20 protein-coding genes are annotated in these 25159 nt (G+C 40.6%); 5 read left to right on the top strand and 15 right to left on the bottom strand.

All coding sequences use genetic code 11. From position 1 onward, the window contains the following. Positions 1-102 precede the first annotated feature (102 nt). The 6 genes from ASU1_RS07710 to truD form a co-directional block, all read right to left on the bottom strand. Positions 103-1341, bottom strand: a complete 1239-nt coding sequence (locus ASU1_RS07710) for a peptidoglycan DD-metalloendopeptidase family protein (RefSeq protein ID WP_014992193.1) — start codon at positions 1339-1341, stop codon at positions 103-105. 30 nt (positions 1342-1371) lie between these two features. Continuing rightward, positions 1372-1569: a putative periplasmic lipoprotein gene (locus tag ASU1_RS07715; protein WP_014992194.1), complete on the bottom strand. Its 198-nt coding sequence runs from the start codon at positions 1567-1569 to the stop codon at positions 1372-1374. An 80-nt stretch (positions 1570-1649) separates the two neighbouring features. Next, complete coding sequence (locus tag ASU1_RS07720; RefSeq protein WP_014992195.1) at positions 1650-2189, bottom strand: LysM peptidoglycan-binding domain-containing protein; 540 nt, start codon at positions 2187-2189, stop codon at positions 1650-1652. Positions 2190-2198: 9 nt separating this feature from the next. After that, positions 2199-2783: a YqaA family protein gene (locus tag ASU1_RS07725; protein WP_014992196.1), complete on the bottom strand. Its 585-nt coding sequence runs from the start codon at positions 2781-2783 to the stop codon at positions 2199-2201. Next, complete coding sequence (surE, locus tag ASU1_RS07730) at positions 2784-3548, bottom strand: 5'/3'-nucleotidase SurE (RefSeq protein ID WP_014992197.1); 765 nt, start codon at positions 3546-3548, stop codon at positions 2784-2786. Next, complete coding sequence (gene truD / locus ASU1_RS07735) at positions 3548-4561, bottom strand: tRNA pseudouridine(13) synthase TruD (RefSeq protein ID WP_014992198.1); 1014 nt, start codon at positions 4559-4561, stop codon at positions 3548-3550. The genes surE and truD overlap by 1 nt, the downstream gene beginning before the upstream one ends. Positions 4562-4827: 266 nt before the next feature. Here truD and tpiA point away from each other — a divergent pair, with 266 nt between their 5' ends. Further along, positions 4828-5598, top strand: a complete 771-nt coding sequence (gene tpiA, locus ASU1_RS07740; protein WP_014992199.1) for a triose-phosphate isomerase — start codon at positions 4828-4830, stop codon at positions 5596-5598. A gap of 176 nt (positions 5599-5774) precedes the next feature. Here the strand turns inward: tpiA and ASU1_RS07745 are convergent, their stop codons facing one another. The 5 genes from ASU1_RS07745 to pgaA form a co-directional block, all read right to left on the bottom strand. Next, on the bottom strand, positions 5775-9242 hold the full coding sequence (locus ASU1_RS07745) for an autotransporter domain-containing protein (protein ID WP_039195361.1): 3468 nt from the start codon (positions 9240-9242) through the stop codon (positions 5775-5777). 830 nt (positions 9243-10072) lie between these two features. Next, complete coding sequence (locus tag ASU1_RS07750) at positions 10073-10357, bottom strand: peptidyl-prolyl cis-trans isomerase (RefSeq protein WP_014992201.1); 285 nt, start codon at positions 10355-10357, stop codon at positions 10073-10075. 4 nt (positions 10358-10361) lie between these two features. Continuing rightward, a complete protein-coding gene (pgaC, locus tag ASU1_RS07755) occupies positions 10362-11597 on the bottom strand; it encodes a poly-beta-1,6-N-acetyl-D-glucosamine synthase (protein ID WP_014992202.1) in 1236 nt (411 codons plus the stop codon). 8 nt (positions 11598-11605) lie between these two features. Beyond that, the gene (gene pgaB / locus ASU1_RS07760; protein WP_014992203.1) at positions 11606-13378 is read right to left on the bottom strand and encodes a poly-beta-1,6-N-acetyl-D-glucosamine N-deacetylase PgaB; all 1773 of its coding nucleotides are present in this window, start codon (positions 13376-13378) and stop codon (positions 11606-11608) included. Positions 13379-13391: 13 nt separating this feature from the next. Beyond that, positions 13392-15812 (bottom strand): poly-beta-1,6 N-acetyl-D-glucosamine export porin PgaA, encoded by a 2421-nt coding sequence (gene pgaA / locus ASU1_RS07765; protein ID WP_014992204.1) that lies wholly within the window; start codon positions 15810-15812, stop codon positions 13392-13394. A gap of 154 nt (positions 15813-15966) precedes the next feature. Between pgaA and ASU1_RS07770 the strand changes: the two genes are divergently transcribed. Then, positions 15967-17745, top strand: a complete 1779-nt coding sequence (locus ASU1_RS07770; protein WP_014992205.1) for an AMP-dependent synthetase/ligase — start codon at positions 15967-15969, stop codon at positions 17743-17745. A gap of 62 nt (positions 17746-17807) precedes the next feature. On the opposite strand, the gene ASU1_RS07775 is transcribed toward ASU1_RS07770, so the two are convergent. The 3 genes from ASU1_RS07775 to ASU1_RS07785 form a co-directional block, all read right to left on the bottom strand. After that, the gene (locus ASU1_RS07775) at positions 17808-19775 is read right to left on the bottom strand and encodes a site-specific recombinase (protein ID WP_014992206.1); all 1968 of its coding nucleotides are present in this window, start codon (positions 19773-19775) and stop codon (positions 17808-17810) included. A 109-nt stretch (positions 19776-19884) separates the two neighbouring features. Beyond that, on the bottom strand, positions 19885-20694 hold the full coding sequence (locus tag ASU1_RS07780; RefSeq protein ID WP_014992207.1) for a D-hexose-6-phosphate mutarotase: 810 nt from the start codon (positions 20692-20694) through the stop codon (positions 19885-19887). Between the two features lie 74 nt (positions 20695-20768). After that, positions 20769-21515, bottom strand: coding sequence for a phospholipid-binding lipoprotein MlaA (locus ASU1_RS07785; RefSeq protein ID WP_014992208.1), 747 nt, complete (start codon positions 21513-21515; stop codon positions 20769-20771). A gap of 168 nt (positions 21516-21683) precedes the next feature. Here ASU1_RS07785 and metJ point away from each other — a divergent pair, with 168 nt between their 5' ends. Genes metJ through panF form a run of 3 tightly spaced genes read left to right on the top strand, consistent with a single transcriptional unit; the run spans position 21684 to position 23716 of the window. Next, a complete protein-coding gene (gene metJ / locus ASU1_RS07790) occupies positions 21684-22001 on the top strand; it encodes a met regulon transcriptional regulator MetJ (protein ID WP_014992209.1) in 318 nt (105 codons plus the stop codon). Between the two features lie 55 nt (positions 22002-22056). Continuing rightward, a complete protein-coding gene (locus ASU1_RS07795; protein ID WP_014992210.1) occupies positions 22057-22296 on the top strand; it encodes a YhdT family protein in 240 nt (79 codons plus the stop codon). Next, the gene (gene panF, locus ASU1_RS07800; protein ID WP_014992211.1) at positions 22289-23716 is read left to right on the top strand and encodes a sodium/pantothenate symporter; all 1428 of its coding nucleotides are present in this window, start codon (positions 22289-22291) and stop codon (positions 23714-23716) included. The genes ASU1_RS07795 and panF overlap by 8 nt, the downstream gene beginning before the upstream one ends. An 80-nt stretch (positions 23717-23796) precedes the next feature. On the opposite strand, the gene ASU1_RS07805 is transcribed toward panF, so the two are convergent. After that, positions 23797-25089, bottom strand: coding sequence for a sulfate adenylyltransferase subunit 1 (locus tag ASU1_RS07805; RefSeq protein WP_014992212.1), 1293 nt, complete (start codon positions 25087-25089; stop codon positions 23797-23799). Positions 25090-25159 lie beyond the last annotated feature (70 nt).

Consider the following 25159-nt stretch of genomic DNA (forward strand, 5'->3'; position numbering starts at 1 on the left):
CAATGAATATGCTGATGAGTAATAATGTTCGCATGGTAAAAAATTGATGAAAAAAGACCGCTTGTTCGCAATGACAAGCGGTCGGATTTTAACTAAAAATTACTATCTTTTCGGTAAATAACGTGTCGGGTCAACAGACTTACCTTTGTAACGAATTTCAAAGTGAAGTTTGTTACTGTTGGTACCGGTGCTACCCATTTTAGCAATGGTTTCACCGGCATTTACGGTATCTTGCTCATCAACTTTGATACTATCGTTATGTGCATAAGCACTTAAGAAGTCATCGCTGTGTTTAATGATAATTAAGTTGCCATAGCCTTCTAGAGCGTTACCTGCATACACAACTTTACCTGCTGCAGCCGCTTTCACGTCTTGACCTTTGCTACCGGCAATATCAATACCTTTGTTACCGCCTTCAGCAGAAGAGAAACCGGATACAACACGACCGGCTGTCGGCCATTGCCATTTAAAGTTTGAAGCCAGTGCAGCTACCGTATTTGATGTAGAGTAATTCGGTGAAGTTGCTGTTGTCGCACGCACAGCCGGAGCGGTTGCTGCGGTTGCCACTACACCACCGGATGTTGCAGTTGCAGCCGTACCTACTGAAGCTTGAATACCATTATTTGCCGATGGTGTTACGGTCGGAGCAGTTGCACCAGTACTTGCTTTTACCGGACCGGTAATATTACCGTCAGAAGAATAAGTAGTTCCGTTTGCACCTTGCTGATAAGTCACTTTCGGCTCTACCGGCACGGTCACTTTTTCTTCTACCGTTATCGTCTCTGTTGCCGATTTACCTGTTTTTAGTTTTTGCCCTACGGTTAATTGATATGGTTCACTCATATTATTTAATGCGGCAATTTCTTTTACGTCTTTACCGATAATATAAGCAATCAAAAACATGGTATCGCCTTTACGTACCGTATAAGTTGAGCCGTCATAAAAGCCTTTCTGAATTTGGCTATATACCGGCGCATTATTCGCATCACGAGGGATTTCGAAATTTTGGTTTACCTTTTTCTCTACCGTTTTAGTTTTTTTCACAACTTTCGTTGTTGTTTGAGGTTGAGCCGGTTGCTCTGTGATAACCGGATTGGTTACCACAGGCTGAGAAACAGTCGGCACGCTTGCCGGTGTATTTCCCATTGTTGCAGGCATTGATGCCGGCTGAATATCAGACTGCCAACCATAAGTTGTCGGTGCTGTACCGGATACCGGTTGCATTACACCAGGGCTTAATTCCGTGCTGTCTTTTGCACTTACAACCGGAGCCGGATCATTTGAACTACATGCGGTTAAAATAAGTGCGGCTACAGGCAATAGGAGAAATGATTTCTTCATTTTGTCACGTGTCCTTTTTTATAAATAGGGTTACTTAGTCATCGACGCCGGCATTGGCGCTGATTCTACTTCTGAAGTCCAGCTATAACTGCCTTCCTCTGCACCAGAACCTGAAACAGGTTGCATAACACCCGGTGCTAATTCCGACTCATCCTTTGAAACAGATTGATTTGCACTACAAGCAGCCAAACCAAGCACGAATGGGATTAAAAACAATACTTTTTTCATTTCGCTTTCCTAAATCTATAAACGAATAAAACGACAGTCGTCAACACGACTGCCGTTAAATAAATCATAACTTTGGCATATTATCTTACACGCAGTACTTGGCCGACTTGTAACTTCGTTGTGGTACTGATGTTATTTAATGCTGCAATTTGTGCCGGTGTTTGACCAGTTAAGTAGGAAATAAGATACATCGTATCACTTTTACCTACTGTATAACTGCTGTCAGTATAACAACCTTTAACCATTTGCGCATATACCGGTGTGCCCATGCTATCACGTACTACTTGGCAATTACCAACCGTTTCAGATTGTGCAACAGATGCGGCTTGGGGCTGAACTGCTACCGGTTGTGGTTGTTGAACTGGCTGGGAAACAGAACCATAAGTCGCTTGCGGAGTATTTTGAGTCATTGGAGCTTGCCCGATCGTATGAGTAGGCGCTGAACTCATTGACGCAGGCATATCCGTTGCCTGAATAGTTTCGGATGATTGCCAAGTTGGAATCGCAGAAGTGGTTGATGAACCTGCTTCAGCTACACTTGCTTCCGATTCAGATGAAGAATTACAAGCGGTTAATCCTAACGATACCATTAATGGCAAAAGTAAAAGTGACTTTTTCATATAATATCCTTACTTAAATAACTCATAAGCCAGATAAGCGACGGCTGCCAATGCAATCGTCCCCCAGCCAATTAATTCGATAGAACGGCGGATTTTTTCAGCATATTTCTCGCCACCCCATGCCGAAAGTTTGGCAACTAAAATAAAACGAGCAAAGCGAGAAATGGCTGCAGTAACCACAAACGGGAAAAATGCCATTTGCATTACACCTGCACAAATTGTAAATACTTTATACGGAATTGGCGAGAAACCGGCTAAAAAAACAACCGCTACGCCCCAAGTTTCAAACCAAAATTTCGCTTTGTTGAAGTTTGCCTGCATTCCCCAATCAGCAATAATGCCCTGCACCCAATCAAATGCATATAAACCGATAAAGTAACCGATTATACCACCTAAAACCGAAGCAATTGTCGTATAAATCGCATATTTAGTTGCATTTTGCGGTTTGCTCATCGACATCGGAATCAACATCACATCCGGTGGAATCGGGAAGAAAATAGCCTCAATAAAACTCACAAAGCTTAACCAAAAAGCTGCGAAACGGTGTTTCGACCATTCCATCGTTTTATCATAAATTGTACCGAATAGTTTCATTTAGAAAACATCCTCTAGCGCTTGGATTGAATAATGGGCTGTCATATCCGCCTGAATTGGCGTAATTGACACATAGTCGTGTTCTAATGCGTAGAAATCCGTCCCTTCGCTGGCATCCACTGGTACACCATTTGCACCTAGCCAATAAATTGTTGAACCTCGAGGATCTTCTCGTTTTACAATTTCCGCAGCCGGCGAACGATGCCCTAAACGAGTCACCATCACGCCTTTTACTTGTTCGTAAGGCACATCCGGCACATTGATATTTAAAATCTGACGTGCTGGTAAAATACCTTTTTGTACTTTCGGTAATAAATCCAATACGACTTGCGCTGCCGTTTCAAAATGATTATTACCGAATAGATGTCCCTGTGACTTTTTACCGACAAGCGAAATCGCTAAACTCGGTAGCGGTAAATGTCGCCCTTCCAAAGCAGCGGCAACCGTGCCGGAATAAACCACATCATCGCCTAGATTCGCACCGTGATTAATGCCTGAAATCACTAAATCAAACGCCGTCGGTAAAAAACCGTTGAGCGCTAAGTGTACACAATCTGCCGGTGTACCCGCAATCACTGAATAGTTAAATTCATCAATTTGATGTACACGAATAGGCTCCATCAACGTAAGGCAACTTGATGCCGCACTGCGATTGCGATCCGGCGCAATGACCGTCACAGAATGTCCCGCATCACGCAATGTTTTTGCGAGTGTTTGAATCCCTTGCGCGTGATAACCATCGTCATTGCTGATTAAAATATTCATTATTCTTGTTCCGTTAATTGAATTAATTCACGTACTAATGCCGTTGCATAACTACCTGAATCTAAAAAGAATTTAAGGCGTAAACCTTCAGACTCAAATTCCCATGAAAAGTTTTGCGGTTTACAGAACATTGCGCGACGTGCATTTGACATGCGTTCTTTCTTCATTAATTCGACTAATACCGCATGACGTTCAACCATCGCTTGTTCCATTTCATTCGCATTCGAATCTAAGGATTTTTCACCGATTAGTGGCGCAGTTAATAACACATCAGCCAAATCAAGTCGTTGTTGAGTTTCCGCTATTTCATTTTGTTCGACCATAAAGAAACTGTTCGAACCAGCCAATTGCACATAATCACCGGCTAAAACGGTTTGGGTTAAACGCTCTGCAATACGTTGCGAAACCACCAAATTAAACACTTCGCTACGAGCTGCCGATAGATAGAAGCTACGCTTTTTGCGATCTTTAACGTTAATTTCGCCGTTTGCCCAACGCAGTGCTTGGGTTAAGTTATGACCGTCACGCCCAAAGCGTTGTTCTGTAAAATAATTTGGAAATCCGACCGCTTGTAATTGACTTAAACGTTGCTTAAGTTCATCCGATTCGTTTACATCACGTAATAACACCTCAAAATGATTACCGTCTAAGCTCCCAACACGAATCTTACGGTTATGGCGAGTAACCTCTAAAATCTCTACGCCTTCGCATTCAAATTGCGAAAAATCCGGCGTTTCTTTACCGGCTAAATGTAAGCAAAACCACTGTTCGGTTACCGCATGGCGATCTTTAAGCCCCGCATAACTCATATTTTTTGCCGAGATACCGACAAATTTTGCTAGCTGTTCTCCAACAAATAACGTATTCGCATTGGTTTTACGGATTTTCACCGCAACAAATTCACCTTCGCCGCTAAGCGGATAACCAAGCTCTTCTCGCACGATAAAATCTGCAAATTCCGCCTTTAATCTGCCCGCTTGCTGCGGCTGCCCTAAGAGATAATTTAATTGCATTACACGCCCTTTTATAAAGCATAAAAAAGGTATCCGAAGATACCTTTCAGCCGTTTCTTTCAAATATCATTATTCTATCAGGTATAGCTAACTTTTAAACCTGCATATTTTGCTTTTCTCACAGAAAAGAGAAAATGTTTAATCCGCACTAAGGATTATTGATATAAATCGTAATTCTTTCAGAAAAGAATCAAATTCTTTCGCAAAATTTGATATAGTTCACACCGCTTATATTTTTTATATTCAAACTCAATAGGAGAAATAAAATGGCACGTCGTCCACTTGTAATGGGTAACTGGAAATTAAACGGTAGCAAAGCATTTACGAAAGAGTTAATTGCCGGCTTAAAAGCGGAATTAGCGGATGTTAAAGGCTGTGATGTTGCAATCGCTCCACCGGTAATGTACTTAGCGGAAGCGGAAGCTGCGTTAGCGGGTCAATCAGTGATTGCATTAGGCGCACAAAACGTAGATGTAAATGTACAAGGTGCATTTACAGGTGACATTTCAACAGAAATGTTAAAAGACTTCGGTGCAAAATATATCATTATCGGTCACTCTGAGCGCCGTACTTACCACAAAGAAAGCGATGAATTTATTGCGAAAAAATTCGGTGCGTTAAAAGCAGCAGGCTTAGTACCGGTATTATGTATCGGTGAAACCGAAGCGGAAAACGAAGCGGGTCAAACTGAAGCGGTATGTGCAAAACAAATTGATGCGGTAATTGATGCGTTAGGCGTTGAAGCGTTCAACGGTGCAGTAATCGCATACGAACCAATCTGGGCAATCGGTACAGGTAAATCTGCAACTCCTGCTCAAGCACAAGCGGTTCACGCATTCATCCGTGGTCACATCGCAGCTAAATCACAAGCGGTTGCGGATCAAGTTATCATCCAATACGGTGGTTCTGTGAACGATGCAAACGCTGCGGAATTATTCACTCAGCCGGATATCGACGGTGCATTAGTCGGCGGCGCGTCATTAAAAGCACCTGCATTTGCGGTTATCGTAAAAGCGGCGGAAAAAGCGAAAGCGTAATTAATTTAATGCTTTAACAAGCGGTCGGATTTGTAAAAAATTTTGCAAATCCGACCGCTTTTTTTATCGCTATTCATACGATATACCGTAAATAAAAAATAGGCACAAACCTCTTGTCTGTACCTATTTTATTAATGGAAAGAAATATGTATGTAAATTTAGAGTATATTATTTAATTAAAAACTTATACGCACCCCCGTTGATAACACATTGTTTTTACCTTTTCCATGCTCAAGTTTTAAGTCATAGTTTAAATACCACGCAGTATTAGGTGTGAATTCAGTTAGCGCGCCGACACCTACCCACGTTTTATTTTTCGCCAGACCAATACCTTTCACACGGAAGTCTGCATTTTGTAAACCGGTATAACTTGCATCGAAGCTTAAATCTTCATTATTAAATGCAGTTTGGTGGTTTACATATCCCTGTAAGGTTGTCTTCACACCACTATCAAAGTTGATTGCTTGTGACATACGTACACCCGCTAATCCGCTTGTTTGTTGGTAAGTCGCTTTGTCTGCAGTTAAACCAAATTGGCTGTTGGTTTCACTGAATGCGCCACGTTTTACCACATCATGGCTCACACCAATATATGGCGTGAAGGTGAAGTTACCTTGTTTAAAATCGTAACCTGTTTCTAAGTAACCTGAGATCACTTTATCTTTATGGTTAATTTTCGCAGTACTGCTGTTATTTGAATCTAAGATAATGGCACGCTCCACATCCGAATCAACCCAACCGTAACCTACACGACCTTGTAAGTACCAAGGCGCATTTTTATCACTCCAGCGACCGTATAATGATACACCTACGCCTTTCGCATCCGACTTACCACCGTAACGGTTGAAGCTCACGTCTGCTGTTGAGTAATTTACTGCGGTACCTAAAATAAAGTTATCGCTTACTAATTTATCGAAACCGATTTGACCTGCGTAAGTTTTCGTTCTACCTTCGCCAAAACCGTTTTCTTTTAACTTACCGTTACCATAGATACCCGATACCCAAACACCGGCAGTATTATCTGCATTGTTTAATGTACCTAACATGGTGAGACGGTTAGTTAAATCTTTATTAACCGTTTCCGCGTTTTGGAATGTTAACGCCTGTGCTGATGCATAAATCTGACCAGAAAGACTGTCTAACACCGCGGTTTGACCGGCAGAAACCGCTGCAAGGCTATTTTGTAATAACGCAGCATCTTGTGCGAAAGTGGTTGAATTTTCTGCATTATTTGCATCAATTTGACGATCTAATGCTGAGAATGAGCTTTCTAAGTTGCTTGCAACACTTTCAGTCATTGCATCACGAGCATCTGTTGAAGCTACAAACGTTTCTACATTTTGACGGCTTAATGTTGCCGCAACCGTGTTTTCACCGGTTTTGTTTACCGTCGCATTTAATAGACCGGTTGTAGTTTCAACCACACCGAATTCGCCTTTAATTTCGCTATCCGATGTAATTGCCTCAGTCGTTACACCTTTTGCAGTAACATATTGCGCTTGACCGTCTTTTTCTGCCGTTAACACAAGGGTAGAGTTATTTAAATCCACACCACCTTTAACCGACAATTTCGAATCTAGGCTCGATACTAAAGTACCGTTTGCTGATGCTGCATAACCGTTTTCAATCACGGTATTACCGTTATTTACCACCACACCATCATTGCTTACGCCATTTGATAATACAGTGCTATTTGCAACTAAAGTACCGTTTCTACCTACGTTTACCGCAGAACCGTAGCTCTTACCGTTAATCGTAATCGCACCTTCATTTAAGGTTGTGTCACCGGTAAATGAACTTGCGCCGGTAAGTACTAATTCACCTTGACCGTTTTTCACTAAGCCTACGTCACCTGAAATATCATTCTCAAATGCGTAGCTACCTTGTGGAATAGTGACGTTTACATCTTCACCAAGTGTGATACGGCTATCAAAACGTGCCGGACCTTTCACTGCTTTTTCAACGTCAAGTAAACCCCAACCGTACACATCATCCACGCCACGAGCACCGATATCGGTTGCAGTCGTTAGAATTGATTGTTTAATTAGGTTACCGTCCATCCACGGATATTTTTGTTTAACAAGTGCAGCCGTACCTGTTACTGCCGGTGCTGCGAAAGATGAGCCACTTGCAATATAGTTGCTGCCTTTCACATTAAATACATAGTCACCCATTGCAGAAACTGTCCAGTTTTTCGCAAGACCTGCTTGTGAATATGGTAATAAGTTAGACCATGAGAAATCGCCTAAACGACCGTTATCACGCGCCGCTAAAGCTACAACTGATAACCAACCTTTTTCTAATTGCGTTTCAAAATAAGGAAGTGCCGCTTGTGGAGAAGACTCACGTTCACCACGGTTATTACCTGCTGCCCATATAAATAAACCGCCTTTATCAACCGCATCCGTATAGAAATCTAAAAGATCCTGATTAAATTGGTGACCATAGTAATAAGCAGAACGAGGATTATCATTAAAGTACGTGACCTGCTTAGGAATACCGTACGATTGGTTGAAAATACGTGCACCACGATTCCATAATTGGTTATAAATATCTGCTGTCGCTAAAAGACCGGAAGAACCGTCCGAATTCACTCTTGTAATATCTGCTAAAAGTAAATTAGCTCTAGGAGCCACACCATTTGCAGTATTACCGCCAACCATCTCTGCAACTTGAATACCGTGAGTTGCATCCGCTGGCGCATATCTACCAGTATTCAAGATTGTTCCGCGACGACCGAATTTATTTTGAATATCTCTCGCTACAGTAGGATTATTGAAGCCGCTGTCTACAACAGCAACCGTTACGCCTTCCCCTTTAAGCTCTACATTTGCTTTATTATTTGGGTCTTCTGGGTCGTAACCTCTAGAAATATCATTCCAAACAACCCCCGTTCTTGGTACATTTCTCGCTTCAATCGGAGAAGTTGGACTTGACGGCTGCGTTGGCTTGATTACAATAGGATACGAAGGGCTAATAGGAGTATCGTCTGCAATCGGTTCTACTACTGGCTTCTCTGGCTCAACTACTGGTGGTTCGGTGGTTGGGCCATTTTCATTTCCTGGGTTTGTTACGTCTGTAACCGGCTCTGTTACTGGCTCAGTTGTTGGTGGTTCAACTTCTGGAGCATTTCCATTTTCAGGGTTTGTTACATCTGTAACTGGTTCTGTTACTGGCTCAGTTGTTGGTGGTTCAACTTCTGGAGCATTTCCATTTTCAGGGTTTGTTACATCTGTAACTGGTTCAGGTTCCGTTTCTGTTGCTGGTGGTTCAGCTACCGGTTTGGGGTCTGTCGCAGGGGGATTCATATCTGGACCAGAAACCACCACACCATCTACAATCTTCGTAATCGTCGTAACACCATTCACCGTTTTATAAATCGTTTGAGTCGTAACACCATTACGAGTTTCAGTCACCGTACGAATAGTACCTTCATTCGTTGTTCTAGTGTGGTCAGTAATTCGAGTACCTGAATTGCTAACCGGTCTAAACCAAGAGATTGGTTGATAACGAGAATAAACACCCAAATCTGATTTTACGTTATATAAATCAGTTTTAATATTGCTAGAAAAATTATCAGCCTGAGCATAACTTGCTGTTGCCGATATAATGGCAATTGCTAAGGCAGAATATTTTGTTTTCATAGATTTACACCTCTTATTATATGAAAGAACTGCAAAACGATCGTTCATTAATCGTTTGCGTGGCAGATTTTACTCATCCGCAAATTTAGATCAAGTCAGATGACCGACAAGTTTTAAATTTACATTTGATTGACAATTAAAAATATGTAACCAGATATTTGCATAGAAACGCAAATAAATCAGACAAAAATTATGCAAAACTATCGATAAAAAGAAGCGATAATAATTAAAATTCGCATAATGTGCAAAAAGGAGTTTAGGGATATGTCAGTCGTTAAAAAAAACAAAAATTTATTCTGTTCAAAAAATCAAAAAAATTCGTATGAATTAAATAAAAATTCAGCTTGATACAAACCCATTTATTTACAATTATTTATATAGCAAATAATTCAATAATATTTTTATATCCATTCTTATTTTTAATAAATACGGCATTTAATAGAGTATATATATGCAAAAATAGTTCACTTTTTTTATTTATTTTTTACCAATTAATGTTAATTAGATATTTTTAGCATTAAAAACAAGCAATAAAAATAAAAAAATTTTCATTATTTCTATAATTTCATTTAATTTTTTCTTTGAACTAGTGTTTGGCGAGAATAAATTTTCTGATCTAAAAGGTAGGATATAGCCAAGAAAAAGGCTGCAGTATTACGACACACATCAAGTAATTTAGTTGCAAAAAATACTCGGAAAGATGCAATTGTATCAGTTACAGTACTACTATAAGCTAGTAAAAAATTATATAAAACCACCTGATTGATACAATAAAAAAGCCTCTAGTATCACAACTAGAGGCTTTTCATCAAAGAATGATCAAGTTATTATCAATGACGCTTACGTCTGCTTTTCGCTAAGAATGACCAACAAATGGTACAAAAAATAAGAGCGAATACGATTGCAAACATAATTAGAATAACTTCACCGATATAGTAAACATCTAATACCGGGTTATCTAAAATATGTTGTCGGTATTCATAAACCATAAATGCCATAGATAACCAAACCGCCCAGGTTAAAGCTGTCAAAAACATACTTTTTAAGCGAATCTTCCACCCGAGCTGTTTTGTTTTATTGATGATCATTAGCTTTTGTAATTGTTGTGCTGGCATATCCTTATACTCCTCTATCTGGGCTTGTCCATACTGCTAATCTCGATTTATTACGGAAAATGGCTTTAGGAATGCCACATAACAATGTGACCGTATTTAACATCCAATACCACCATGGATACCATATGCATGAGAAAGCGTACTTCACTACCCCTCGTTCATAACGGTTATCAATATAGAGACTGATACTTAATTGAGCAAAAAACGCAATAAATAAAATTGCCATACTCGGCTTTAACGAGCCCCAATTAATAAAACTTACATTACCATCTGCAGCAAATTGATATACGCTTGCAATCATTGCACTAACCAATGAGATTGCCCAAATTGCGGTAATAATATATTCGGCAAACATCGGCCATAAACGGCGATTTTTCAGGTGCCAAATTTTAGGAAAATATTTCATCATCGTCTCTGCACCACCTTGTGCCCAACGGAGGCGTTGATTAAATAATCCTTTAATCGTTTCCGGCATTAACACCCAACATAATGCTCGAGGCTCATAAAAAATATCGTAGCCGGAGGTCTGAATTTTCCAACTTACATCTATATCCTCGGTGATCATATTGGTACTCCAACCACCAATTTCATGCATAACGTCTTTGCGGAATAAGCAGCATACGCCGGATACAGTAAAAATTGTCCCCATTAAACATTGAGCACGTTTAATTAACCCAATAATAGAACTGAATTCAGAAACTTGTAAACGTCCTAAAATGGTGCTGCGATTACGTACACGAGGGTTACCTGTTACCGCACCGTATTCAGTATTAGATTCCAATGCCTGTACCATATAATCCAATGCCATGTAATCCAATACCGCATCACCGTCAATACATCCTACGTATTTGCCTTTCGCAATTTTTAAACCATTGTTTAATGCACTCGCTTTACCGGAATTTTTCTGGTGTAAAGCAACGATACGGCTATCGGTTTTCGCCCATTTATCAATTAACTCACCGGTATTATCACGACTGCCGTCATTGATAAAAATCAGTTCATAATTTGGATATTTTAAATTCAATAAATGTGGAACGGCTTCGTCTAAATTATCTGATTCGTTATAGCAAGGAATCATCAAACTGACTAAAGGCACATCTTCTTTTTTCATCTCACTGAATTTAGGCGGAACTTTTAATTTTTCCTTAAATAGGAAATAAGCTCCCCCTGCAACAGCCCAATAAAACGCCATTACAGCAGGATACGCAAATACAAATAAACTCAATACTTCTAGAATCATATTATCACCTACTTCCTTGTGATATCTCTATTACCAGAAACATAAGGTTTCATTTCTTTTAAGACGGTTTCATCAAATAAATAGCGATTCGGATAATAGCCGAAACTCATGATTCCATTATGTTCTAATACCTTAATCCAACTGATTAATTCTTTTGTTGAAGTATTTTCAGAAGTTTTTGGATTCACAATAGAGAAATCAAATAATACTTTCTTACTTGAAACACCGGAATCTTTAACGATATGAGCGATATCTTTTAGCCAGCTTTTTGCTTCTTCAGCATTTGTTACTCCACCTAAAGAATATGGTCTGGCATCAATTAATACCCCATCATATTCTTTACTGAACACCACCAAATCTTGGATAAAATCCTTTTCGCTCGGATTAATATTTCTTGATAACTTTTGATGACGTGTACCGAAAAATAGATAGGGCTCAGCTGCTGATTTAAGCTCTTTGGTAAATGCAATAGAGGCTGCATCATTACTACTCCATTTATCTTTACCAATTTTACCGTCAAAGAATAAACCGTCTCCTTTAGAGTAAAGAGAAAGATGTTTATATAACGATTTCATCACATCCTCATTACGAATATGCATTGGCAAGCTCTCAATTGAAGCTGGCATCCAAGCGTAAATTTTAACGCCTGCTCGTGTACGTAATTGCCAAGCAACTTGGCTGAAGATATCCGCTTTAACCGGCAAATGTGGATTAGGGAAATACGTCCCGTCCATAATGCCGTCTTTATCTGGATCCGAATATGCTTTCAGATACACCGCCGTTACACCATACTGTGCTACACGGCTAATCAATGCATCATAATTTGCTTTAAACACCGCAGGATCTGAGTTATACACATAGTCTAAATTAATATGCAGCTCACGTTGAACCGTAGATTCGTTCTCTGTATCTTGTGTGCGATTTAGATAATCCGCAATCACGGCAAAATTAGACTCTGCATCAATTAAGAAGCGGCCAATATGTGTATCACCAACATGATTTACTTTCTCTTTCAATGTAAAGTGATAAGACATACCCGCTTGCTTCGCTAATTCAATCGCTGCATCATTAAATGCACCATATGGCCACACCATTACTCTTGGTGCTTTACCTGTATGCTTTTTAATAAGATTAACCGACATTTTCATATCGTTTAACAGACGGGACTTATACTGAGCTTCCGTCTCATATTTACCGTTTTTGTACTCCGGCGCAATCATCGCAGCAAGTTGGCTACCACCAGGATTAGCTTTCACGCCATGGTGTAAATCATGCGTATGTGAAGCGATTTCGACTAAGCCACTATTTTGCATCTCATCAATTTGCTGCCAAGTCGTGAAATACTTAGCACGATCCAATTTTTCATTACCGTATTGAATTTTTCCGCCCATCGGAGTGTCAATCCAACTTGACACCGGTGCAAAAACAGCCGGATAGTTATATGCTTTTAACAATGGATAAATCACGCTATACATGGTTTCATAACCATCATCAAAAGAAATTAAGACGGCTTTCGGCGGTAAAGTCGTTTTTCCTTGTTCCGCATCCATTACTTGCTGCCAACTCACCACATTGTAACCTTGTGCTTTAAACCAGTTAAAATGTGAAATCAGCTGTTGTGCGGTAATAGTTTGTGAAACATAAAGACGTTTATCCTTAGGCGCACTTTCATCGACAACCGAGTGATAAGCGAGAACGCTATATGTATCGGCAGCAAATGCCTTTGCAAAAAATAGCGAAAAACAGACCGCTAATGTCTGACCGAGTTTTTTCAATATCATCTTGCTTTACCCACTAAAAAGAATATGAAAGATTTACGTTACCGTAATTATTAAATTCCGCATCACCATCGTAGATATTTTTCTTACGACCAATCTCATAAGATAAACTCACTTTCTTAGTAATACGCCAATCATGTCCGTAGCTTAAAGACCAGGAGCGTTCCGCCTTGTGTCCTTGCTGCTTATATTGACCCGCATTCGCTCGGATATGATGTGTTAAAGCCAGACCGTAATTCATCGGCTGCCAATAACTTAGATCCGCACCGAATTCTATATTGCGACTTTTTAATGGGTTGTAATACCACGCAGAGGCGGTCTCTTTATTGCGTTGATAATCAAAACGCAAATTATTAGTTAAAGCCCAACGATCTTTCCTGAATGTTTCTGTCGAAGCCCACGCATAAAATGATTTACGCAGATTACCGTCATCAAATTTCATTGCATTTATACCCGCCCCGATACGGAATAAATCACGGTAAGTATAAGTCGTCCCAAAACCGATATCTTTCGTATAAACCCCTTGGTTAATCGCTTTAATCGGTGTTCCACTACCATTCAGGTTACCGGATAAATCAAAACGCCAACGTTGATTAAACTGATAAGAAGTAGCTAATGAGAGATAACCTTTATCGTGTAATTTAATCCCCTTACCGGCTTCAATATTCACGTTAACAGGATATAAATTCACATTCGTACCGACACCGATACGACGCTGTTTCAACACCGTATCTTCTGTTGGCACCTTGTCTTCTGCGTAGTGCACATAAGCATAATGTCCATCCGCGCTTTTCGGTGAATTCAGATAATATTCTTGTACAGTTTCATTACTTGATTTATTTTTTGGTGCAGTCTGATGCAATACTCCGAATGAAGCACTAAAACTGCCTCGACGAGCATCTTCATAATTTTTTAAAACCGACTCTGCAGCTTCACGCTCTTCCGCAGTATAGCTGTCTATCAGCTGACGAGCTTTACGTAAATTTCCCTGACTGAGTGCAATATTTGCACGCTGATTTTTATAAGCGCCTTGATCACTTTCACCTAAAAAATGACTTGCTTTATCAGCTAAAAAATTTGCTCGATCATGGTTATTACGAGAGCTTTCCAAATCACTTAATGCCAACATTGTCCAAGGATCACCCGGCACGAGATGCATCAATCTATCGACTAACTTTTCAATCGCTGTTGTTTTATCTCCACGCCAGTTATGCAGATTGACCTGATTGTAATAAGCTCGCTCATAGTTTGGATTACTTAAACGGGTCGTATGTGTGAAATCCCAAATGGTCTCACTCTCACGAATTTGATCTTGATAATCTTGCGCTTGTTGGAAATAACCGGCATCGCTTGAAGCACTAATCAATTTAAACAACAATGCGGTACTCACTGCATTGTGCTGCACTCGTTCTTTTGCTTCCAACTCTTGATAAATATCTAAGGCTTTAAATGCTGAGCCTTCTCTTAATAACGTATCCGCATAAGCTTCTTTCACATAATCCGGAATGCCTTTATCTAATTTTATTAATCTTTGGTAATCTTCTCTAACCAGCGCATTACTATTCAAACGATTAGCAATTGCTAAACGGTCTTGAATTGCTTGTTGATATAACGGATTCTCTTGAGCCGCCGTATTAATGACTTGCGTTAAACGCTTATATGCGGTTTGCAGCTCGGCTTTTCTCAAACTACCATTCCCTTTTACGGTAGAAATCACTTCACTATGTTCTAGCCAAGCTTTATCTTTTTCCGTAAACAATTCTGGGTAAGTTTGCACAAGTTGTGCTTGAACGGGATGAACATTCAATTTTGCCGCTAACCGATAAAGCTGTACTGCCAATTTATGATTTGACGGATTGGCTTTAATTTGGTCTTGCCAACGTCCTAACTTAGCTAATTCAGGCTCCGTCTGATCCAATAGAAAACTTGATGCGTCCTTGTAGCCGTCATCAGCACCAAACTTTTGCTTATATTGAGCAAGATGGGTTTGAGCATCTTGATATTTGCCTAATTCCGTTTCAACAAGCGCACTGCCTAACAGACCATTCGGATTTTGAGGATAAGAATTGCGTAGCTTCGCATATAACTGAAGGGATTTTGGAAGATTCTGGCTTGTGCGGTATGCCTTTGCCAAATTTTCTAGCTCACTTTCCGAGAAACTATTTACATTACATCTCGAACAGACCTGAGTCGCCTCTTTAAATTGACCTTTTCGAACCATCAACGCGATTAAATCGTCGCGAACTTTTTGATCTTGTGTCTTTTTATATAAAGCCGACATTTGAGTAATAGCTTGCTCAAGCTGGCTATCTCCTTGACGTGCAAAAATAACGATTTCTTCACGTTTAACATCAATCGGCGATTGATTTGCAAAAACCGTATTTGCTGCTGTAGTTGAGAGGAGGGCAAGCACAACGTGATTAAATTTGATACCCATAAGATACATCCATAATGTGTTTAAAATTTATAATAATGTAGAGATTCAGCTCACATTTGTGAGCTTTTTCTCTACTTGGGATCTAGCTTTTATCTTTATTAAATATTACATTAGCGTACATGTGTAAGCTTAAACTAATAAATAAAGGATTTATATGAATCAGCTGTCAGACTTCCATTTCGTTCATCGAGTACGACAACAAGCAAAAAAGCTACAAAACTCGACCGCTTTACGCCATAAGGAAAATGGCACATGGGTGGATATTTCTTGGCAAGACTTTCAATCACAGATTGATAAAGTTTCTCTCGCATTACTAGCTCATGGTATTGGAATACAAGATAAAATTGGCATCTTTGCTCACAATATGCCGCAATGGACTATAGCGGATCTAGGTGCGTTACAGATTCGTGCCGTAACCGTACCCATTTATGCGACAAATACCGCCAAACAAGCTGAATTAATTATTAATAATGCGGACATCAAACTCTTGTTCGTAGGAGATCAAGAACAGCTTGATGTGGCATTAGAAATTGCTAAAAACTGTCCTTCGCTCGAGAAAATCATTGTCATGAAACCTCATCTTGAGGGAGTGCTTGACAATGCTTCTTCATCGTGTGGTTGGAATGATTTCTTAGGAAAAAGTTCCGAAAAATACCGCTCTGAACTCATCCGATGTCTAAGCAGCATCCAGCTCGATGATTTATTTACCATAATTTATACTTCGGGAACGACTGGTACACCTAAAGGTGTGATGTTGGACTTCTCAAACCTTGCTCACCAGCTACAAGCACACGATTTAGCCTTACCTGAGGTAGGACCTGATGATGTATCACTGTCATTCTTACCTTTTTCGCATATTTTCGAACGGGCTTGGGTCGCTTATTTATTACATAAAGGCGCAACCGTCTGCTATTTGGAAGACACCAACGAAGTACGTACAGCATTAGCCGAAGTCAAACCAACGTTAATGTGTGCCGTTCCTCGTTTATTCGAAAAAATGTATAGCGCTATTTTTGATAAAGTAAAACAAGCGCCTTTTCATCGCCGAGCATTATTTCGCTGGGCGCTAAAACAAGGAAAAACTTTTGTTCATACACAAAAAGCCACATTAGCCTACAAACTAGCAAATAAATTAGTTCTAACAAAATTAAGAGCGCTATTAGGCGGAAACATCAAAATGATGCCTTGCGGTGGGGCAAAATTAGAACCGGCTATCGGCGAATTCTTCCATAGCATCGGTGTTAATGTGAAACTAGGCTATGGTATGACGGAAACAACCGCTACTGTTTCTTGCTGGACGGATCGTAACTTTGCTTTAAATTCCATTGGAACGCTAATGCCGAATGCCGAGGTAAAAATCGGTGAAGATAATGAAATTCTGGTGCGTGGAGGAATGGTGATGAAAGGCTATTATAAAAACCCGGAAGAAACTGCTAAAGCCTTCACCGAAGACGGCTTCTTGCGTACCGGAGATGCCGGCGCATTGGATGAACATGGTAACCTGTATATTACTGATCGTATTAAAGAGCTGATGAAGACCTCAAACGGCAAATACATTGCTCCGCAATATATCGAAGGTAAATTGGCTAAAGATAAATTTATTGAACAAATTGCAGTGATTGCAGACACCAAAAAATACGTCTCGGCACTGATTGTGCCTTCATTCGAGGCTTTGGAAGAATATGCTAAACAATTGAATATCAGATATCATGACCGCCTTGAATTAATCAAGCATTCGGCAGTTATTCAATTATTTGAAAAACGCATTGAAGAGTTACAACAAGAGCTTGCCCATTTCGAACAAATTAAAAAGTTCACCTTACTGCCGCAAGCTTTTAGTATCCATATGGAAGAACTCACCCCAACGCTTAAATTACGCCGTAAGGTCATTTTGGAACGCTATCGTCCACAAATTGAAGCGATGTATAACTAGCTAAAAAACAAGCGGTTGAATTTGTAAAAAAATTTGCAAATTCAACCGCTTGTATCGTCTTACTACTTATTCAACTGAACCGGTAACAGTAAACTTAACGGGCGCTTACGGATAATTTCCCATAAGCATTTTAAAATTTCCCGCCAGCTATCAATTTCGGTATTGCGTGAACGCAGCGCAATCCATAGCGTTAGAGAGAAACTGACAATCAAGTTAACCGCACCGATCATTAACACAAAGCAGATGCTTTGCAGTAACACTTGCCAGCCTAATGATTCACTCACCACCGCATAGCCGACATTCGCCGAAGAAAAGGCAACATGGCGAATATCAAGCGGTAATCCTAACCAATAACCAATCACACCGGTAATACCAAGCAACATACCGAATCCTAAGTTACCGATAATCGAACCTGCATTATCATGCACATAGTCAGCAAATTTCTCTCGGATGGATAACGGCAAAATCGCTTTTAACCACGGGTGCTGTCTTAAACGCATACGGGTATTTAAATAGTTGCTGCGGTTATCAAAGTAACCGGAAATAATCCCCGAGCAGAATAACCACAAACCGGCAATTGCCGCAAACCATAACGTTCCTTTAGTCGGGTCAATCGAATTTAGCTGATATTGCACCATTTCACTGTCTAATAGCGCTTCGCCGGTATGTTTAGCATAGCCATAGGCAATCAATGCCGCCACACTCATCGATACAATCACATTCCCCAATACCGCAATACTTTGTGAACGCAGTACATCCACCAGCAATTGCGCCAGTTTCATATTCACTGCTCTGCCCTGCGGGTTGCGCTCGACCGCCTCGGCAAAACGTGCGGCAGTCATCGCCGGCTGCTTGGTCGCTACGGTAAAATGCAACATAAAGATAACGGTAAAACCGATACCGTAGTTCAAACCTTCCGCAATACCTTTCCAGACTTTATCGTCAATCATTCCGCCTAGATACACTTTAAATAGCGCCATCAGCGCAATCAGCACACCACCACCGGCAGCGGAATAAAACATACTGAAATATTCTTTTTTATCACGGGTAATATAGTGTTCGCCGTGATCACTGGTATGTTGGGTAATACTGCGAGAAAGCATTTTGACGCTTTGTTTCCATAAATCGGAAATACTGTGTTGCTTTGCCGAAGCTTCCGCCAACATTTTGGTAATTTGTAACACGCGCAAACGAGCAACACGGTTGGTAGAAAATAATTCCATCAACATGGATAAACGGTCTAAGGTCTGGCTTAAACGCTCAAGCAAATGCGCCACGCCAAGTGATGAGCCGGCTGTTGATCCTTTTTTCTGTAAGCGATCCACCAATTCACGCGATTGACCAAACATCACCTGTAAATGGCTATCGTCATAGTATTGATTTTGACGACGAGCCTCCAACCATTGAAAGACCTCTTTTTGCAATGCGACAAAAGGCGAATCCGCATCCAGCAATGTTGGATCTAAGCGAATTAACTCCGGTTCCAAATCCTCTGCCGCAATCCAAATCGAGAGCATTTTGATCGCAAATAACCCTTCGTGACGAATATGTTCATACAGCCAAGTTCTATCCTGTTCGCTTACGCTGCGATCTAAAGTATTGAGGAAATTTAACCAACTTTTAGTCGGAATGGCATTAACCCATTCCTCATCATGGCGATCGCAAAACAGCAGAATAAATACATCACGTAAATCATTCACGTCTTTAAATGACGGATTGAGTTTCTCATATAAGCGATTACGCATTTCACGCCCGAAACCTTGGCGCCCCAAAATGCCGCTACTGACTAAAATCGGATATAAACGTAACTGGCAAAGCCAACGGCAAATCAATGTCGCAACTGCTTGAGCTAGTTCCGGCTGTTGCTTAAGTAAATTGGTAAAAAATTCTAATTTTTCGACCGCTTGTTCCGGCTTGCCGGCTCTAAGCCACTGACATAAACCGTTCAGTAAAGTAAAAGCGTCGTTTTGTTCGATTTGCTGGGTAATAAAGGGTAAAAGTGTCGTTTCATTAAGTTTTATTTTTGGCATATTTGATTATATTTGTTCCTATCTTTCAGTAAATTCAATAATTTTGAGCCTATTTTACGAGAAAAAGTTCAAAATAGAACGGTAAGTTTACCCCTACCGCTCTTCACCATTAAACTAATTTAAAAATCACTTCAAAGCTTTCGCCCTGTTGCAACTTGCGATTTATACGTGCTGTTTCGACACATAACATTGTTTGATAACCGGTTTCGCTCATCGCACTTGTCGCTTTATGCCACGGGTTCCACAACACAATATCGCTCGCATCAATATGCTCAATTTGAATCGTGCGTTGATTTGCCGCATCTTCAATACGATTAATAGACTGCTCCGCGCTATAAATGCAATCCACATTTTCATGGATTTTACGTGGTGAAGGCACTTGTACAAATTGTTTAGTCAGCGAATCAAAACATTCATGCGGTAAACCTTTCACTTCGGTTTGCTGAATATCCGCCACATTGAAATAGCTATGCAATGCCGCCTGTGCTTCTTGCTCTGCATAATGAGTGAAAATCAAATGACATTCTTGGTTAAACGCCATTTCAATTTTCGCTTCGATAATATTTTGTTCGTCATAGAGCGAAAATTCTAAATAGGCATATTCCTCATCCATTTCATAATGGCTGAGTGACCACTCACGAATGCGAGCCGTGCCATGTGACGGACTTTTTACCGAACCGAACCACGGATAACAAATCGGCACACCGCCACGAATCGCATTGCCTTTTTGGAACGGTTCAATCTCCGAAAGCCATAACACATCTTGTTTCGCCGCAGCCGGTTGCCAACTTAATAATTGTGCGCCTTGTAAAGCCACTACTGCTGCTCCTAACTTATGTGTAACACGAATCACATATAACTCATGACATTTCTCGAGGCTAATACCTTGGCTGATTTGACGAATAAATTCGGTTTTCATGTTCTACTCCTTTAACACTTCCAAAAGCAAGCGGTCAAATTTACAACTTTTTTTGCAAATTTGACCGCTTGAACTTAATCGATATTTTGTAATTCTTGTTCAGAAAGTTGCTCTTTACCGCTATCTTCCACTTTACCGTCACTCACTTTAAATTCGAGGTTTTGGAAATAAGCTTCACGGAAGGTAATGTATGGATCGGAAGACTGCTGTAATAATGCATCTTGATCTAATAATTTTGAGCGACTATCCACCCCTTGTACGGCAAATTTTGCCGCTGTCCAAGGCATGGTTAGCATAGATAATACCGGATAAGCTGAATCCGCCGCTTTACCAACCGCCTGACGAGGAGTGGTTGCGCCGTAGCCGGGCACCATAATATAAGTCCCCGCCGGTACATGATAAGTGCCAAGTGTATGACCAAACTCACGATTACCGTTATCCAATTTGAGATCCGGTGTTTGGCTTGCCCAATCAATTAAACCGCCTAAACCGAAAATTGAGTTAATCCAAAAACGGTTAAAGTGGATCATCGCTTTTTTACCTTCACCTTCCAACAAGCGGTTAACAAAACTTGCCGGTTCATCAAGGTTATTCGCCACATTGGTTAAACCGGTTTTAATCGGGCTTGGCACATAATCACGCCAGCCTGTCGCAACCGGTTTTAATACATAAGGATCGATATATTCATAATTCACTTTCCACATCGCACGATTAAAGCCTTGCAGTGGATCTTTACGCTCACCGGTTGCCGGATCAATCGCCGATGAACATGCCGTTAACATCACAATCCCCGCCACTAAGCCTAATTGTTTTAATTTCATTATCTTTACCTTATCAAAGAAATCATTGGCGCATTTTAACCAACTCTTCCTAAAACACAAAGTAAACAAGCGTAAAATTCAAAATAGAAATCTAGACGTCTAGATTGCGATATCAAATAGTTTTGATTACAATACCGACAATTTTTATCGAAGATTAGGAATTTAACTATGGCAGATTGGAGTGGCGAATATATTAGCCCGTATGCCGAACACGGCAAAAAAAGCGAACAGGTCAAAAAGATCACCGTCTCGATCCCGATTAAAGTATTAGAAATTTTAACTAACGAGCGTACTCGTCGCCAAATCAAAAACCTACGTCACGCAACGAATAGCGAATTATTGTGCGAGGCATTTTTGCATGCATTTACCGGACAGCCGTTACCTACGGATGAAGATCTGATGAAAGAGCGTAGCGATGAAATTCCGGAAGAAGCCAAAGCTAAAATGCGAGAATTAGGTATTGATCCTGATAACTGGCAGTATTAATTTTTAGTAAGCCTCATTTTATTGAGGCTTTTTTCTAACAACAAAAAGGTATCTTATGCATTATCAACAACTTGCAAGAGAGGCTCGCTGGGCAGTTTGGCTTGCTTTAGTTTACTTATTCGGCTGGATAGCTTTCGCTTACTTCTCACCGGCAGGACGCGGCATTTTCGGTTTTCCAATTTGGTTTGAACTTGCTTGCATTGCACTACCACTTGGTTTTACTGTGATTGTGTATTGGGTGGTCAAAAAAGTTTATCAAAATATTGATCTAAATAAGGAACAAAGCGATGAATAAAGAGATGTTATTACCGCTAATCGCTTATTTATGCTTCGTGTTCGGTGTCGCGTTTTATGCCTATCGTAAACGCCAAGGCGGCAGCTTTTTATCCGAATATTATGTGGGCAGCCGCTCAATGTCCGGTTTTGTATTGGCAATGACCACTGCTGCGACTTATGTCGGCGCAAGTTCGTTTATTGGGGGACCAGGAGCTGCCTATAAGTACGGATTAGGTTGGGTATTGCTTGCGATGATCCAAGTACCGGCGGTGTTACTGGCATTAGGGGCATTAGGCAAAAAATTTGCGTTACTTGCTCGTAAATATAACGCAGTAACCATCAATGATTTATTATTGGCTCGCTATCAAAATAAACTTGTAGTTTGGATTTCAGGCTTTGCCCTGTTGCTTTCGTTCTTTGCGATGATGACGGTACAGTTTATCGGTGCGGGGCGCTTACTGGAAACTACGCTAGGCGTGCCGTATCAAACAGCAGTAATTATTTTTGCGGTCACCGTTGGAGTTTATACCTTTATCGGCGGCTTCCGTGCGGTGGTGTTGACTGATACGATTCAAGGCTTAGTAATGTTAATCGGTACTTCATTATTGCTAGGAGGAGTGATTTATGCTGCAGGCGGTGTTGAGAATGCGATGAACACTTTGCAAAATATCAATCCTCAATTAATTGAGCCGTACGGCATTGATGAACGTCCGCTAGATTTTACCTTTATGACTTCGTTCTGGGTATTGGTCTGCTTCGGTTTAATCGGTTTACCACAGTTGGCGGTACGCAGTATGGCGTATAAAGACAGCGCTTCATTACATAAAGCTCTCGTCATCGGTACTTTAGTGGTATCGCTACTGATGTTCGGTATGCACCTTGCCGGTGTACTTGGACGTGCGGTCATTCCTGATTTAAAAATTCCAGATCAGGTCATTCCAACCCTAATGATTCAAGTGCTACCACCACTGGTTGCCGGTATTTTCTTAGCCGCCCCGATGGCTGCGATTATGTCATCGATTGACTCATTATTAATTCAATCGTCTTCCACCTTAATCAAAGATTTATATTTAGCGGTGAAGCCGGAAGCAGTCGATAACGAAGCGAAGTTAAAGCTCTTCTCAACCATGACCACACTCACTTTTGCTGTGTTATTGGTGTTTGCGGCGTTAAATCCGCCGGATATGTTAATTTGGCTTAACTTACTTTCGCTCGGTGGCTTAGAAGCAACGTTCTTGTGGGTGATTGTGTTGGGACTTTATTGGAAAAATGCGAATGCAGCAGGTGCAATTAGCTCAATGTTGGCAGGTTTAACAAGTTATGTGATTTTCACCACATTTAAAATCAGCATTTTTAGCTTCCATGCGATTGTGCCGTCATTAGTTATCGGTTTAATTGCCTTCCTTATTGGCAACCGTTTTGGCAACAAAGTTAACTAAGTCATTCTCCCCTCATTAAAAAAGCGGTCAAAATTTGCAAATTTTTAGCAAATTTTGACCGCTTGTTCTTAAGGTGAACCTTATTCGGTGGCAAGAATCATCCCTGCCGCTACCGTGTGATAGGTCGCTTCGTCAATTAAAATAAATGACCCGGTCGCAACATTTTGTGCATAAGTGGTGGCGGTAATCGGCTTTTGTAAGCTAAGTTGTAACTCGCCGATATCATTTAATTTCAAACTGTCCGCTTCGCTTGAATTGCTCAAGGTTTTTACATCTAGTACGTGATCAACTTCAGTAACTTTAGCAAACACAGTTTGTGTAGTATGTTTTAGTAAATATTTACGAGCCGGATTTAATGCTCGTTGGTCAAACCAACATACCGTAGCAGTTAAGCGTTTTGTGGCGATAATCGGCGAATGTTGTGCAACAAAAGTATCGCCGCGTGAAATATCAATATCATCTGCCAAACGAATCGTTACCTGCTCACCGGCAACCGCTTTTTGTACGATACCATTCGGGCTAATAATTTCCGATACGGTCGAGGTGTAGCCGTTCGGTTCAATTCGAATCGTATCGCCTACGCTAACCGAACCGGCTTCGATTCTGCCTTGATAGCCTCGAAAATCGTCCGCTTTATCTTGATCTAAACGACTGACTAACTGCACCGGAAAATGAAAATCTTCCACTCGTTCCGATAAATTCTCGTTGCTCGGTAAGTTTTCTAAAATGGTGAGTAACGGCTCTCCCGCATACCAAGGTGTGCGTTCGCTTTTATGCACGATATTGTCGCCTTGCAAAGCGGAAACCGGCACAAATTGTATGTGCTGAATACCAAGCTGATCGGCTAACTTGCGGTAAGCAGTGGTAATTGCTTCAAATTTTGCAACATCAAAATCCAACAAATCCATTTTGTTTACCGCCACTAAAATATAGGGCGTATTTAAATGTTTTAAGATTGCCGAATGGCGTTTTGTTTGCGGTAACAATTCCAGTTCCGCTTGGTTAAAATCCAATTGCGAAGCATCAATTAATACTACGGCAGCATTAGCAGTTGAAGCACCGGTCACCATATTACGGGTATATTGTTCATGCCCCGGTGTGTCGGCAATAATAAATTTGCGTTTTGCGGTAGAAAAATAACGATACGCCACGTCAATGGTAATGCCTTGCTCACGTTCTGCTTCTAAGCCGTCTGTCAGAATCGAAAAATCAATGACTTCGCCCGCATTTTTAGATTTATTCAAACTTAATAACTGGTCGCTTAATAACGCTTTGCTGTCATAAAGTAAACGCCCGATTAACGTACTTTTACCGTCATCTACGCTACCAGCGGTGATGAAACGAAGTGGTGCATATTGGTTTAAATTGCTCATATTATTATCCTTTTATTCCTAGCACAGCAAAGCCGTACTAGGTTACGCATAGTGTTGCCTTACTGGGCAA

The organism is Actinobacillus suis ATCC 33415, assembly GCF_000739435.1.
GTDB classification, from domain to species: Bacteria; Pseudomonadota; Gammaproteobacteria; order Enterobacterales; family Pasteurellaceae; genus Actinobacillus; species Actinobacillus suis.